This window comes from Catellatospora coxensis, from assembly GCF_016862635.1.
Taxonomy (GTDB): Bacteria; Actinomycetota; Actinomycetes; order Mycobacteriales; family Micromonosporaceae; genus Catellatospora; species Catellatospora coxensis.
The window spans coordinates 21,836-34,761 of sequence record NZ_BONI01000089.1 but is presented as its reverse complement, the minus strand read 5'-3'; the positions used below and the strand labels follow the sequence as shown (position 1 = coordinate 34,761).

Below are 12,926 nucleotides of genomic sequence, written 5' to 3'. Positions count from 1 at the left end.
ACGATCTTGGCGAAACGCTTGAGGCCGGAGTGGTGTGGGTCACAGGGGTTGGTTGAGGGAACAACCAAGGTCGTCCTGGACTTGAGTGGGTAAGACTCAAGTTCAGAATGGCAGGTGTCGACGATGACCACACTCCCCGTTCTTCCCCTGGACGACGCCGTTCTACTGCCCGGCAACGTGGTGGCGGTGGCGCTCCAGCCGGACACCCAGGCCGCGATCGACGCGGCGCGGGCGTCCGGTGACAAGACCGTGCTGGCCGTGCCGCGGCTGGACGGCGAGTACGGCTCGTACGGTGTGACCGCCGTGATCGAGAAGGTCGGCCGCCTGCCCAGCGGCGAGCGTGCCGCCGTGCTGCGCGGTGTGACCCGGGCCCGGATCGGCTCCGGCGTGCCCGGACCCGGCGCGGCGCTGTGGGTCGAGGCGACCCTGGTCGCCGAGCCGGAACCGGCCGGCCGCGCCAAGGAGCTGGCCCGCGAGTACAAGGCGCTGGTCACCGCCGAGCTGCAGCAGCGCGGCGCGTGGCAGATCATCGACGCGGTCGAGCGGATGACCGACCTGAGCGAGCTGGCCGACTCGGCCGGGTACGCCCCGTGGCTGACCCTGGCGCAGAAGGTGGAGCTGCTCGGCTCGCCGGACGTGACGGCGCGGCTGGAGCTGCTGGTCGGCTGGGCGCGCGAGCACGCGGCCGAGCAGGAGGTCTCCGAGAAGATCAACAGCGAGGTGCGCGAGGGGCTGGAGAAGTCCCAGCGCGAGTTCCTGCTGCGCCAGCAGCTGGCCGCGATCCGCAAGGAGCTGGGTGAGGACGAGCCCGAGGGCTCGGCCGACTACCGGTCCCGCGTCGAGGCCGCCGACCTGCCCGAGAAGGTGCGGGAAGCGGCGATGCGCGAGGTCGGCAAGCTGGAGCGGGCCAGCGACGCGTCCCCGGAGACGAGCTGGATCCGCACCTGGCTGGACACGGTGCTGGAGATGCCGTGGAACGTGCGTACCGACGACAACACCGACCTCGCCGCGGCGCGGGCGGTGCTGGACGCCGACCACGCGGGCCTCGACGACGTCAAGGACCGCATCCTGGAGTACCTGGCGGTGCGCAACCGCCGCGCGGCCCGCAACCTGGAGCAGGTCGGCGGGCGCGGCTCCGGCGCGGTGCTGGCCCTGGCGGGTCCGCCCGGGGTGGGCAAGACCAGCCTCGGCGAGTCGGTCGCGCGGGCGCTCGGGCGCAAGTTCGTCCGGGTGTCGCTGGGCGGCGTGCGCGACGAGGCGGAGATCCGCGGCCACCGGCGCACCTACGTCGGCGCGCTGCCGGGCCGCCTGGTCCGGGCGCTGCGCGAGGCGGGTTCGATGAACCCGGTGGTGCTGCTGGACGAGGTCGACAAGATCTCCGCGGGGTACGCCGGCGACCCGGCCGCGGCCCTGCTGGAGGTCCTCGACCCGGCGCAGAACCACACCTTCCGGGACCACTACCTGGAAGTCGACCTCGACCTGTCCGACGTGCTGTTCCTGGCCACCGCGAACGTGGTGGAGACGATCCCCGGCCCGCTGCTGGACCGGATGGAGCTGGTCACCCTGGACGGCTACACCGAGCGGGAGAAGGTCGCCATCGCCCGGGACCACCTGCTGCCCCGGCAGCTCGACCGGGCCGGCCTGACCGCCGACGAGGTGTCGGTCAGCGACGGCGCGCTGGGCGCGATCGCCGCCGAGCACACCCGTGAGGCGGGCGTACGCCAGCTGGAGCGCGCCCTGGCCCGCATCCTGCGCAAGGTCGCCGTCAAGCAGGCGGGCGACAGCGCGCAGGTGCAGGTCGACGAGGGCAACCTGAAGGAGTTCCTGGGCCGTCCCCGGTTCACGCCGGAGTCGGCGGAGCGTACGGCGACGCCCGGTGTCGCGACCGGACTCGCGGTCACCGGCGCCGGCGGCGACGTGCTGTTCATCGAGGCGACCTCGATGGACGGCGAGCCGGGGCTGACCCTGACCGGCCAGCTCGGCGACGTGATGAAGGAGTCGGCGCACATCGCGCTGTCGTACCTGCGCTCGCACGGCCGCAAGCTGGGGCTGGACCCCAACGCGCTGGCAGGGCGGCGGATCCACCTGCACGTGCCCGCGGGCGCGGTGCCCAAGGACGGCCCGAGCGCCGGCATCACCATGGTCACCGCCCTGGCGTCGCTCGCGTCCGGACGTCCGGTCCGGCCGGAGTTCGGGATGACCGGCGAGGTCACCCTGAACGGGCGGGTGCTGCCCATCGGCGGCGTCAAGCAGAAGCTGCTGGCGGCGCACCGGGCGGGCCTCACCGAGGTGATCATCCCGGCTCGCAACGAGCCCGATCTGGACGACGTGCCCGCGGACGTGCGCGAGGGTCTGACGATCCACGTGCTGTCCGATGTCGCCGACGTGCTGGCACTGGCCCTGCGGCCGGTCGAGCCCGAGGTGGCGGCTCCGGCCAGTCCGGCCGAGCCCGCCCTGGCCGGGGCGTGACCCTCGGGGGTGGACGGAAAGGGCGTCCCCGCCACCTGTACGGTGGCGGGGACGCCCTTTGCTGCACTGATCAGAGCGGGTGGACGTTAGCCGCCTGCGGGCCCTTCTGGCCCTGGGTGACCTCGAACTCGACCTGCTGGCCCTCCTGGAGCTCGCGGTATCCGCCACCGGAGATGGCGGAGTAGTGGACGAACACGTCCGCACCCCCGCCGTCCTGCTCGATGAAGCCGAAGCCCTTCTCAGCGTTGAACCACTTGACGGTGCCGGTTGCCATGAATCCCTCTCAGGGGCCGTCGACTGCCCCGCACCGCACTGCGCGGCGCGGCTATTGCCCCACAACCGCTGACCCTAGCGCGCCAGGTACGGGAAGGATGACTTTTGCCGACGAACAGGGCGATTCTGCGACCGTTGGAGCGCCGGATCGGGCATGCTGGGCCGGTGACAGGTCGCGTTGATTACGCAATGCATGACCTTCAGGACAAAACGCTACCGGCGCAGAGTGACGGACTCGACCGGCTGAGCCTGACCCCGGTGCCCCTCGTGCCCGAGATCCGCCTGCACCTCGCGGTCGACGCGATCGTGTGGTGGGCCCGGATGGAGGCCGAGGCCGGACGCGCCATGCCCACCCCGTACTGGGCCTCGGCCTGGGCCGGCGGGCAGGGCGTCGCGCGGTACGTGCTCGACCACCCCGAGGTGGCCCGCGGACGCCGGGTGCTCGACCTCGCCGCGGGCTCCGGCCTCGCCGGGATCGCCGCCGGGCTGGCCGGGGCGGCCACCGTCACCGCCAACGACATCGACCCGTACGCCATCGCCGCGGTCGCGCTCAACGCGCGGGCCAACGGGGTGACCGTGACAGGCCGACAGGGCGACCTGCTCGACGGCGACGGCGGCGACGCCGACCTCGTGCTGGCCGGCGACGTCTTCTACAGCGACGAGATGGCCGCGCGGGTGCTGCCGTTCCTGCGCCGGGCCGCCGACCGCGGCGCCCGGGTGCTCGTCGGCGACCCCGGCCGGGACTTCCTGCCCACCGCCGAGCTGGTCCAGGTCGCCACCTACGACGCCGGCAGCGCGCTGACCTTCATCGACTCCCAGCTGAGCCGGATCAACGTGTTCCAGCTCGGCGGCTGAGCAGCCGGCTCGGCCGCCGCACGGCCGGCGGCGGCGACCGGCTGGCTCGGGCCCGCTAGCCTTGCCGCGTGCTGCGCTCGCCCTCGCTCCCGCCCCTGGACGGCTCGCCCGCCCGCGCCCTGGATCCCATGTCGCCCGGCACGGTGCCCTGGCTCGGCCTGGCCATGCTCGCGATCGGCGGCTGGCTGCTGTGGCGTGCACGCCGACCGGCCAATCCGTCCCGGGTCGAGGAGCGTCGCGGCGGCGCGGTCTTCGCGGTCCTCGGCGCGGTGATCGGCGTGGCCGGGCTGATCGGGCTCTGGCTGGACTGACGCACCGGCCGCCGCCCCGGACGGGCCGGTCGGCGCGCGGCCGTGGCGGTCAGCCGTCCTGCCCGGACAGCAGGTGATGCAGGTACACCTGCGGCTCGGCGAGGAACGAGCGGGTCAGCGCGACCGGTTCGGCCTCGTCGAACCCGACGGGCGTGATCCCGCCGCCGCTGTCCAGTTGCAGGATGCGCGCCCCGGGCACGGCCAGCAGGATCGGCGAGTGGGTCGCGATCACGAACTGCGAACCCTGCCCGGCCAGCTCCTGGATCCGCGCGATGACCGCCAGGCAGCCGTACACCGACAGCGCCGCCTCCGGCTCGTCCAGCAGGTACAGCCCTTGCGGTCCGAACCGGTACGTGACCAGGTCCAGGAACGACTCGCCGTGCGAGCGCTCGTGCAGGTTGCGCCCGCCGTAGGAGCCCTGCACGGCCAGCCGCTCGATCTCGGTGGCGACGTTGTAGAACGACTCCGCCCGCAGGAAGAACCCGGTGCGCGGCTTGCGCAGCCCGCGCACCAGCGTCAGGTGCTCGCCGAGCACCGACTCGCTGGCCCGGGTGGCGAAGTGGAAGTTCTGCGAGCCGCCCTCCGGGTTGAACCCGGCCGCCACCGCGATCGCCTCGACCAGGGTCGACTTGCCGGTGCCGTTGTCGCCGACGAGGAACGTCACCTTCGGGTCCAGCTCCAGCCGCCCGGCCTTGCGCAGCCCCGCCACCACCGGCAGCGAGAACGGGTACGCCCGGGCGTCCGCCCCGGCGTCGTCCAGCTCCACCCAGCGCAGGAACCCGCCGCCCGCCTTCGCCATCCCCCGACGGTAACGCCGCGAGCCCGGCGGAACAGCCGCCGCGCCCGGCGAGGCTCCGGCATGCTGAGACCATGACCAGCAAGGGAGTCTGGCCGGCGTTGCCGCTGGCCGAGTGGAAGGACACGCGGGACACCCTGCACATGTGGACCCAGGTGGTGGGCAAGGTACGGCTCGCGCTCGAACCCATGATCAACCAGTGGTGGCAGGTACCCCTCTACGTGGACGTACGCGGCTTCACCACGTCGCTGATGCCCTATGGATCGGCCGGGCTGGAGATCACGTTCGACTTCCAGCGGCACGTGCTCGACCTGCACACGACCGGCGGCGAGCGCCGCGAGGTGGAGTTGCGCCCGCGCAGCGTCGCCGACTTCTACGCGGCCGTGATGCAGTCCCTGGACTCGCTCGGCATGCCCGTCGACATCATGGCCCGCCCGGTGGAGATCCCGGTGGCCATCCCGTTCGCGCAGGACGAGCAGCACTGCGCGTACGACCCGGAGTACGCCCACCGGTTCTGGCTGGCGACGGTGCAGATGCACCGGGTGTTCACCGCGTTCCGGGCCCGCTTCCAGGGCAAGGTCAGCCCCGTGCACCTGTTCTGGGGCGCGCTGGACCTGGCGGTGACCCGCTTCTCCGGGGAGACCGCCCCGCAGCATCCGGGCGGGGTGCCCAACTGCCCCGACCGGGTCAGCCGGCTGGCCTACGACCACGAGGTGAGCAGCTGCGGCTACTGGCCGGGCGGCGGCGCGGAGGGCGCGTTCTACGCGTACGCCTACCCCGAGCCGCCCGGATTCCGCGACTGGCCGATCTCGCCCGAGCGGGCCCGCTACGACACGGAGCTGGGCGAGTTCCTGCTGCCGTACGAGGTGGTGCGCACCGCCGACGATCCGGACGCGACCCTGCTGACGTTCCTGCAGTGCACCTACGAGGCCGACGCCGAGCTGGCCAACTGGGACCGCCACGCCCTGGAGGTCCCGGTCGCGGCCTGACCCGCGCGTGCCATCCGCGCCCGCGCGGGTGGCCCAGCGCCTAGCGTGATGACATGTCGGAATTGTCCCCGCAGCAGACCCGGGACCGCGCGCTCGAACTCATCAGGCACCCCGAGTACCTGCGCGTGCTCGGCATCGCCGGGCTGGTCGGTGTGCCGGTGTCGCTGATCGCGTTCGGATTCCTGGCGCTGCTGCACGCGGCCGAGCACGAGGTCTGGCACACCATCCCGCAGGCGCTCACCGGCGGCGACCAGCCGCCCTGGTGGTGGCCGCTGCCCCTGCTGGCGCTGGCCGGCGTCGGCGTCGGCGCGGTCGCCCGCCGGGCGCCCGGGCGCGGCGGGCACACCCCCGTCGACGGTATGGGCGGCCCGCCGCCGACCGCCGCGGAGCTGCCCTGGGTGCTGGTCGCCGCGCTGATCAGCCTGCCGCTGGGCGCGGTGCTCGGCCCGGAGGCCCCGCTCATCGCCGGTGGCGGCGGGCTGGCCCTGCTGGCCGCGCACGCGTTCGGCATCTCCCCCGGCAACCGGCGCGCCCTCATCGTCAGCGGCGCCGGCGCGGCGTCGGCGATCGCCGCGATCTTCGGCTCGCCCATCGTCGCGGCCGTGCTGCTGATCGAGATGGTGCAGCTCAGCGGCGCGGCCCTGTCGGCGGTGGTGCTCCCCTGCCTGCTGGCGGCGGGCGTCGGCTCGATCGTGTTCACCGGGATCGGGCTGTGGTCCGGCCTGCCCATCGGCTCGCTGACGCTGCCCATCCCGCCCGGCAGCGCCGTCCGGCCCGACATCGGCGACCTGCTGTGGGCGCTGCCGCTCGCGGTCGCCGCGGCGTTCGGCATCCGGCTGGTACGCGGCCTCGCCAAGCAGCTCGCCGCCCGCGTCGCCGCCCGGCCGCTGCCGGTCACCGTGCTGGCGGCGCTCGGCGTGGGCGCCTGCGCCGCCGCGTACTCCCTGCTCACGGGTCGTTCCCCGGCCGAGGTGGCGCTGTCGGGCCAGCAGACCCTCGCCGCCCTGGCCGCCGACCCCCGCGCCTGGCCCGAGGCGGCCCTGCTGGCCCTGGTCGTGTTCAAGGGACTCGGCTACGCCCTGTCCCTGGCGGCCCTGCGCGGCGGCCCCATCTTCCCCGCCGTGAGCCTGGGCGGCGTGCTCGGCGTGCTGGCCGGCCCGCTGCCCGGCTTCGGCGCGGTCCCCGCGATGGCCGCCGGCATGGCCGCCGCCACCGTGGCCATGCTCCCGCTGCCCGTCAGCGCCGTGGTCCTGGTCGTGCTCCTGCTCGGCCCCCTCGGCTTCGCGATGACCCCCGTCGTCCTCATCGCCACCGTCGTCGCCTACATGACCGAACAACTGGCCGAACACGGCCTCAACCGAGCCCCCCTCACCCCCTGACCTCGCCTCCCCCACCCTTCGCCACCCCACTCGCCCCCCGCCCCGCCCCCGCCCCCCGCACGATCGACGTTGGCCTATCACATCGAAAAAACGCGTCTCGGATTCGATGTGATAGGCCAACGTCTATGACAAGGCGGGTGCTCGGACCAGCTGCCCCGGGGCCGGGTCGGTCACTCGGGGCGGGTCTTGCCGTAGAGCCAGGGTTGGAAGAACGCGGTCAGGGGGCGGCCCGCGACGCGTTCGGCGAGGGTGACGAACTCGGCGGTGCTGGCGTTGCCGTCGCGCTGCTCGGCGGTCCAGGTACGCATGATGGTGAAGAACTTGTCGTCGCCGACCAGCTTGCGCAGCGCGTGCAGGGTCATCGCGCCGCGCTCGTAGACGCTGCTGGAGAAGATGCCGTCGCTGCCCGGGTCGGCGGTCGGCACCCGCCACATCCGGTCCTTGCGGTCGCGGTAGCGCCGGTCGTAGTGCTCCTGCACGGTACGCCCGCCCTGGTGCTCGTCCCACAGCCACTCGGCGTACGTCGCGAAGCCCTCGTTGAGCCACATGTCGCGCCAGGACTGCACCGAGACGCTGTCGCCGAACCACTGGTGCGCCAGCTCGTGCGCCAGGATGATCGTGTCCGGCCCCTTCGCCCAGGTCTTGGGCAGGTACAGGGGGCGGGTCTGGTTCTCCAGCTCGTCGGAGACCCGGTTGTCGCCGACCACGATGCCGCCGTACGCGTCGAACGGGTACGGCCCGAACAGGCTCTCCAGGAAGTCGGCGACCTCGGTGGTGCGGGCCAGGTTGCGGTCGGCCTCGCCCACCGGGACGCTCGACGCCACCGCGTAGACCACCGGCTTGCCCCGGTGCAGGCTCTGCGTCACCCGGTACTCCCCGACGACCATGGTGGCCAGGTAGGACGCCATCGGCGAGGTGACGTCCCAGCTCCAGGTGGTCCAGTCGCCGTCGGTCTTCTTGCCCTTGAGCACGCCGTTGCTCAGCCCGCTGAGCTTGTTCGGCACGGTCACGTCGATGGTGTAGAGGGCCTTGTCGCGCGGGTGGTCGTTGACCGGGAACCAGGCCGCCGCGGACTGCGGCTCGCCGATCGCGACGGCGCTGTCGCGCCCGACGTAGAAGCCGTTGTGCTCGGCGTCGCGCTCGGGGCTCTCCCCCGGGTTGCCGTGGTACCTCACCACCGCGGTGAACGCCTGCCCCGAGTCGATGTGCCTGCTCGGCGTGATGACCAGCTCGTCGCGGTCGCGCTTGACCTCGGCGGGGTCGCCCTCGACCACCACGGAGTCCACGGTGAGGCCAATCAGGTCGAGGTGGAAGCGGTCCAGCGGCACGGTGGCCTTGGCCTTGACGGTGGCGGTGCCGTCGAGCCGGCCGGCGGCCGGATCGAACTTGACCTTCAGCGCGTACGACGCGACGTCGTAACCGCCGTTGCCGTAGTTCGGGAAGTACGGGTCGCCGACCCCGGCGAGGTCCACTTCGGCCGGGGTGTCGGCCTCCAGGCCGGGTTCGAGTCCCATCGGCCCCGGCTGCGCGGGCGGCGGCGAGCCGGTGCACCCGCCCAGCAGCAGTGCGCCCACCAGCAGCCCGGCACTCCAAATCCTGATATCACGCACTACTGGGACGATTCGCATGAAATCACATTAGAGCGTGCTCAACCAAGATCGGGTGCAGCCAGCCGAACCTCCTCGGCGGACTCGTCGTCGGGCTCCTGCTGCGACTGCCGCTCGGCCTGCACCCGTGCCGTGTAGACCTCGATCTCCTGCTCGATCTCCTTGTCCGACCAGCCCAGCACCCCGCCCATCAGCCGGGCCACGGTCGGGGCCGCCTGCACCCCGCGCGACCAGGTCTCGATGGACGCCCGGGTGCGCCGGGCCAGCACGTCGTCGACGTGCAGCGCGCCCTCGTGCGACGCCGCGTACACCGCCTCCGCGCCCAGGTAGTCGTCCGCGCCGGGCAGCGGCTCGGCCAGGGACGGATCGTCGGCGACCAGCCGCAGCAACTCGTGGATCATCGAGCCGTACCGGTTGAGCAGGTGCTCGATGCGCACCACGTGCAGCCCCGACTCCTGCGCCAGCAGGTGCCGCCGGTTCCACAGCACCTTGTAGCCCTCGGCCCCGGCCAGCGGCACCTCGTGCGTCATCGACTCCGGCACCCGCTGGTCCAGGCTGCGCACCGCCTCGTCGACGGCGTCCTTGCCCATCACCCGGTACGTCGTGTACTTGCCGCCCGCGATCACCACGAGCCCCGGCACCGGGTGCCCGACCAGGTGCTCGCGGGACAGCTTGCTGGTCTCCTCGGACTCCCCGGCCAGCAGCGGGCGCAGCCCGGCGTACACGCCCTCCACGTCGGCCGTGGTCAGCTTGGTGACCAGCACCGAGTTCACGTGGTCCAGGATGTACTTGATGTCGTGCGCGGTCGCCGCCGGATGGGCCAGGTCCAGCTTCCAGTCCGTGTCGGTGGTGCCGACGATCCAGTGCCGGCCCCACGGGATCACGAACAGCACGCTCTTCTCGGTGCGCAGGATCAGCCCGGTGCGCGACTGGATGCGGTCGCGCGGCACCAGCAGGTGCACGCCCTTGGACGCGCGCACGTGGAACTGCCCGCGGGTGTCGGCCATGCGCTGCGTCTCGTCGGTCCACACGCCGGTCGCGTTGATCACCTGCTGGGCGCGGATGTCGTACGTCTCGCCGCTGAGCACGTCCTCGACCGTCGCGCCGACGACGCGCTCGCCCTCGCGCAGGAACTCGGTGATCCGGGCCCGGTTGGCGACCATCGCCCCGTACGACGCCGCGGTGCGCACCACGGTCATGGTGTGCCGGGCGTCGTCGACCTGCCCGTCCCAGTACTGCACCGCGCCGACCAGCGACGCCTTCTTCAGGCACGGGGCCTCGCGCAGCGCCCGCCGGTGGCTCAGGTGCCGGTGGTGCGGCACCCCGCGGCCGCTGCCGGTGCCCAGACCCATCGTGTCGTACAGCAGCACGCCCGAGCCGACGTACGGCCGCTCCCACACCCGGTGCGTCAGCGGGTACAGGAACTTCACCGGCTTGACCAGGTGCGGGGCGAGGCGGGTGAGCAGCAGCGCCCGTTCCTTCAACGCCTCGGCGACCAGCCCGAAGTCCAGCATCTCCAGGTAGCGCAGGCCGCCGTGGATCAGCTTGCTGGACCGGCTGGACGTGCCCGAGGCCCAGTCCCGCGCCTCGACCAGGCCCGTCGTCAGACCCCGGGTGACCGCGTCCAGCGCCGCGCCGGCGCCGACCACGCCCCCGCCGATCACCAGGATGTCCAGCTCACGAGCGGCCATGTCGGCCAGCGCCTGACGGCGCGACTCAGCGGAAAGCGCGACGACGTCCATCGGTGGCCCCTTACCCGACCTCGACCCAGTTCAGGGTCCGCTCGACGGCCTTCTTCCAACCCTGGTACCCCTCTTCGCGCTGCTCGTCGGTCCACGTCGGCAGCCAGCGCTGGTCCTCGTGCCACTGCTCGCGCAGCTGGTCGGTGTTCTGCCAGAAGCCGACGGCGAGCCCGGCCGCGTACGCCGCGCCCAGCGCCGTGGTCTCGGCGACCACCGGCTTGCTCACCGGCACGTTGAGGATGTCGGCCTGCAGCTGCATGCACAGCTTGTTCGCGGTGATGCCGCCGTCGACCTTGAGGAAGTCCAGCCGGACCCCGGAGTCCTTCTCCATCGCCTCGACCACGTCGCGCGACTGGTAGCAGATCGCCTCCAGCGCGGCCCGCGCCAGGTGCGCGTTGGTGTTGAACCGGGACAGGCCCACGATCACACCGCGGGCGTCGGAGCGCCAGTACGGCGCGAACAGGCCGGAGAACGCGGGCACGAAGTAGATGCCGCCGTTGTCCTCGACCTGCCGGGCCAGCGACTCGCTCTGCGCCGCGCCGCTGATGATGCCGAGCTGGTCGCGCAGCCACTGGATGGCCGAGCCGGTCACCGCGATGGAGCCTTCCAGGGCGTACACCGCGGGTTCGTCGCCGAACTTGTAGCAGACCGTGGTGAGCAGGCCCGACTTGGAGCGCACCAGCTCGGTGCCGGTGTTGAGCAGCATGAAGTTGCCGGTGCCGTAGGTGTTCTTGGCCTCGCCGGGCGAGAAGCACACCTGCCCGACCGTGGCCGCCTGCTGGTCGCCGAGCGAGGCCGGCAGCGCGACCTCACCGGCGAACGGGCCGTTGGCCCTGGTCTTGCCGTACAGCGACGGGTCCGACGACGGGCGGATCTCCGGCAGCATCCCGCGCGGGATGTCGAAGAACGACAGCAGCTCGTCGTCCCAGTCGAGCGTCTCCAGGTTCATCAGCATGGTGCGGCTGGCGTTGGTCACGTCGGTGATGTGCACCCCGCCGTCGGCTCCGCCGGTGAGGTTCCAGAGTGTCCAGGTGTCGGTGTTGCCGAAGATCGCGTCCCCGCGGTTGGCGGCCTCGCGTACGCCGTCGACGTTCTCCAGGATCCACTGGATCTTGCCGCCGGAGAAGTACGTCGCGGGCGGCAGCCCCGCCTTGCGCCGGATGGTGTCGCCGCGCCCGTCGCGGTCCAGCGCCGCGGCGATGCGGTCGGTGCGGGTGTCCTGCCACACGATCGCGTTGTAGTAGGGCCGGCCGGTCCGCCGGTCCCACACCACGGTGGTCTCCCGCTGGTTGGTGATGCCGACCGCGGCCAGGTCGGCCGCCTGCAGCTTGCGCTGGGCCAGCGCCGTACGGATCACGGCGCTGGTCCGCTCCCAGATCTCCAGCGGGTTGTGCTCCACCCAGCCCGCCTGCGGCAGGTACTGCTTGTGCTCCAGCTGGTGCTTGCCGACCTCGTTGCCGCCCCGGTCGAAGATCATGAACCGGGTGCTCGTCGTCCCCTGATCGATCGCTCCCACGAAGTCAGCCATCTCGCGTCCTCTCCCTGAACGTGCTCGGCCTGCTCACGCGTCGTTGACCTGCGTGCCGGACTCCTTCACGCCGACCGTGCCGACCGGCGTCTCGGCCTCTTCCACCTGCTCGGGCGTGAGGTGCCGGCCGATCAGGAGGTGGTACAGCCAGGCGCCCAGCGGCCCGCCGATCAGCGGCCCGAGGATCGGCACCCAGAAATAGAGATTCCCATACTGATCTCTGAACGCGGACTCGTAACCGGTCAGATAAGACGCCAGCCGGGGCCCGAAGTCACGGGCCGGGTTGATCGCGTAGCCGGCCGCGGTGCCCCAGGCCATGCCGATCGCGACCACCAGCAGGCCGATCATCAGCGGGGCCAGGTTGGCCAGCGGCGGCAGGTTGAGCAGGTCGGTCAGCGCCAGCACCATGAACAGCAGGATCGCCGTGCCGATGATCTGGTCGCGGAACGCGCCCCAGATGTCGATCGGCAGCGAGCCGTTGCCGGGCAGGGTGGAGAAGACACCCTGCGTCTTCATGGTCAGGCCGGGATCGACCGCGTGCAGCATCTCGGTGTAGTTCCAGCGCACGATCAGCGCGGCCACGAAGGCCCCGAGGAACTGCGCGATGATGTAGGGCACGACCTTCACCCAGGGGAATCCTTTGAAGATCGCCAGGGAGAAGGTCACCGCCGGATTGATGTGCGCGCCGCTGATCCGCGCGGCCGTGTAGACGCCCAGCGTGACGCCCAGACCCCAGGCCCAGGCGATGCTGTCGTGATCGCCCAGCCCACCGGCGACCACCTGCGCCACCACGCCGACGCCGAACAGGATCAGGATCATCGTGCCCGCGAACTCGGCGCTCAGCTCGCGCCACAGCCCCGCGGTGGGTTTCGGTTTCTCTACGGTCCCGGAACTTGCCATGTCTGTCCGCCCCCCAGTGGTGTCCGCGGGTGGGGCGGCGAGGCCGTGCGGCTCGTGCGTCGTGTGCCGTCGCGGCA

11 protein-coding genes are annotated in these 12,926 nt (G+C 72.0%); 5 read left to right on the top strand and 6 right to left on the bottom strand.

The features are described from left to right. The first annotated feature begins 123 nt into the window (after positions 1-123). Positions 124-2,469 (top strand): endopeptidase La, encoded by a 2,346-nt coding sequence (gene lon / locus Cco03nite_RS35705; RefSeq protein WP_203698422.1) that lies wholly within the window; start codon positions 124-126, stop codon positions 2,467-2,469. A gap of 70 nt (positions 2,470-2,539) precedes the next feature. Here lon and Cco03nite_RS35700 read toward each other — a convergent pair whose 3' ends face one another. Then, positions 2,540-2,743 carry a cold-shock protein gene (locus Cco03nite_RS35700; protein WP_144124622.1) on the bottom strand — a complete coding sequence of 68 codons (204 nt, stop codon included), beginning with the start codon at positions 2,741-2,743 and terminating at the stop codon, positions 2,540-2,542. Between the two features lie 188 nt (positions 2,744-2,931). On the opposite strand from Cco03nite_RS35700, the gene Cco03nite_RS35695 reads away from it, so the two are divergent. Together Cco03nite_RS35695 and Cco03nite_RS35690 are read left to right on the top strand one after the other, a co-directional pair. Continuing rightward, positions 2,932-3,597, top strand: coding sequence for a class I SAM-dependent methyltransferase (locus tag Cco03nite_RS35695; RefSeq protein WP_203698420.1), 666 nt, complete (start codon positions 2,932-2,934; stop codon positions 3,595-3,597). Between the two features lie 68 nt (positions 3,598-3,665). Further along, entirely contained in the window at positions 3,666-3,908 is a 243-nt protein-coding gene (locus tag Cco03nite_RS35690) for a hypothetical protein (RefSeq protein ID WP_203698418.1), read from the top strand. Between the two features lie 49 nt (positions 3,909-3,957). On the opposite strand, the gene Cco03nite_RS35685 is transcribed toward Cco03nite_RS35690, so the two are convergent. Beyond that, positions 3,958-4,707, bottom strand: a complete 750-nt coding sequence (locus Cco03nite_RS35685; protein WP_203698416.1) for an AAA family ATPase — start codon at positions 4,705-4,707, stop codon at positions 3,958-3,960. 71 nt (positions 4,708-4,778) lie between these two features. Between Cco03nite_RS35685 and Cco03nite_RS35680 the strand changes: the two genes are divergently transcribed. Together Cco03nite_RS35680 and Cco03nite_RS35675 are read left to right on the top strand one after the other, a co-directional pair. Next, the gene (locus Cco03nite_RS35680) at positions 4,779-5,693 is read left to right on the top strand and encodes a DUF5996 family protein (protein ID WP_203698414.1); all 915 of its coding nucleotides are present in this window, start codon (positions 4,779-4,781) and stop codon (positions 5,691-5,693) included. A gap of 53 nt (positions 5,694-5,746) precedes the next feature. Beyond that, positions 5,747-7,072, top strand: coding sequence for a chloride channel protein (locus Cco03nite_RS35675; protein ID WP_203698412.1), 1,326 nt, complete (start codon positions 5,747-5,749; stop codon positions 7,070-7,072). Positions 7,073-7,242: 170 nt separating this feature from the next. On the opposite strand, the gene Cco03nite_RS35670 is transcribed toward Cco03nite_RS35675, so the two are convergent. From Cco03nite_RS35670 to Cco03nite_RS35655, 4 genes are read right to left on the bottom strand one after another with little or no spacing between them, the layout of a single operon-like run. Continuing rightward, the gene (locus Cco03nite_RS35670) at positions 7,243-8,682 is read right to left on the bottom strand and encodes a M1 family metallopeptidase (RefSeq protein ID WP_239167927.1); all 1,440 of its coding nucleotides are present in this window, start codon (positions 8,680-8,682) and stop codon (positions 7,243-7,245) included. A gap of 38 nt (positions 8,683-8,720) precedes the next feature. Beyond that, positions 8,721-10,421, bottom strand: a complete 1,701-nt coding sequence (locus tag Cco03nite_RS35665; protein WP_203698408.1) for a glycerol-3-phosphate dehydrogenase/oxidase — start codon at positions 10,419-10,421, stop codon at positions 8,721-8,723. A gap of 10 nt (positions 10,422-10,431) precedes the next feature. After that, positions 10,432-11,949, bottom strand: coding sequence for a glycerol kinase GlpK (gene glpK / locus Cco03nite_RS35660; RefSeq protein ID WP_203698406.1), 1,518 nt, complete (start codon positions 11,947-11,949; stop codon positions 10,432-10,434). A gap of 33 nt (positions 11,950-11,982) precedes the next feature. Continuing rightward, on the bottom strand, positions 11,983-12,849 hold the full coding sequence (locus Cco03nite_RS35655) for an MIP/aquaporin family protein (RefSeq protein ID WP_203698404.1): 867 nt from the start codon (positions 12,847-12,849) through the stop codon (positions 11,983-11,985). Positions 12,850-12,926: the final 77 nt, after the last annotated feature.

Bases quoted from the DNA above. Each gene is read 5' to 3' on its own strand.
- lon (WP_203698422.1), top strand. From the start codon at position 124: ATGACCACACTCCCCGTTCTTCCCCTGGACGACGCCGTTCTACTGCCC.
- Cco03nite_RS35700 (WP_144124622.1), bottom strand. From the start codon at position 2,743: ATGGCAACCGGCACCGTCAAGTGGTTCAACGCTGAGAAGGGCTTCGGC.
- Cco03nite_RS35695 (WP_203698420.1), top strand. From the start codon at position 2,932: ATGCATGACCTTCAGGACAAAACGCTACCGGCGCAGAGTGACGGACTC.
- Cco03nite_RS35685 (WP_203698416.1), bottom strand. From the start codon at position 4,707: ATGGCGAAGGCGGGCGGCGGGTTCCTGCGCTGGGTGGAGCTGGACGAC.
- Cco03nite_RS35680 (WP_203698414.1), top strand. From the start codon at position 4,779: ATGACCAGCAAGGGAGTCTGGCCGGCGTTGCCGCTGGCCGAGTGGAAG.
- Cco03nite_RS35675 (WP_203698412.1), top strand. From the start codon at position 5,747: ATGTCGGAATTGTCCCCGCAGCAGACCCGGGACCGCGCGCTCGAACTC.
- Cco03nite_RS35665 (WP_203698408.1), bottom strand. From the start codon at position 10,421: ATGGACGTCGTCGCGCTTTCCGCTGAGTCGCGCCGTCAGGCGCTGGCC.
- glpK (WP_203698406.1), bottom strand. From the start codon at position 11,949: ATGGCTGACTTCGTGGGAGCGATCGATCAGGGGACGACGAGCACCCGG.
- Cco03nite_RS35655 (WP_203698404.1), bottom strand. From the start codon at position 12,849: ATGGCAAGTTCCGGGACCGTAGAGAAACCGAAACCCACCGCGGGGCTG.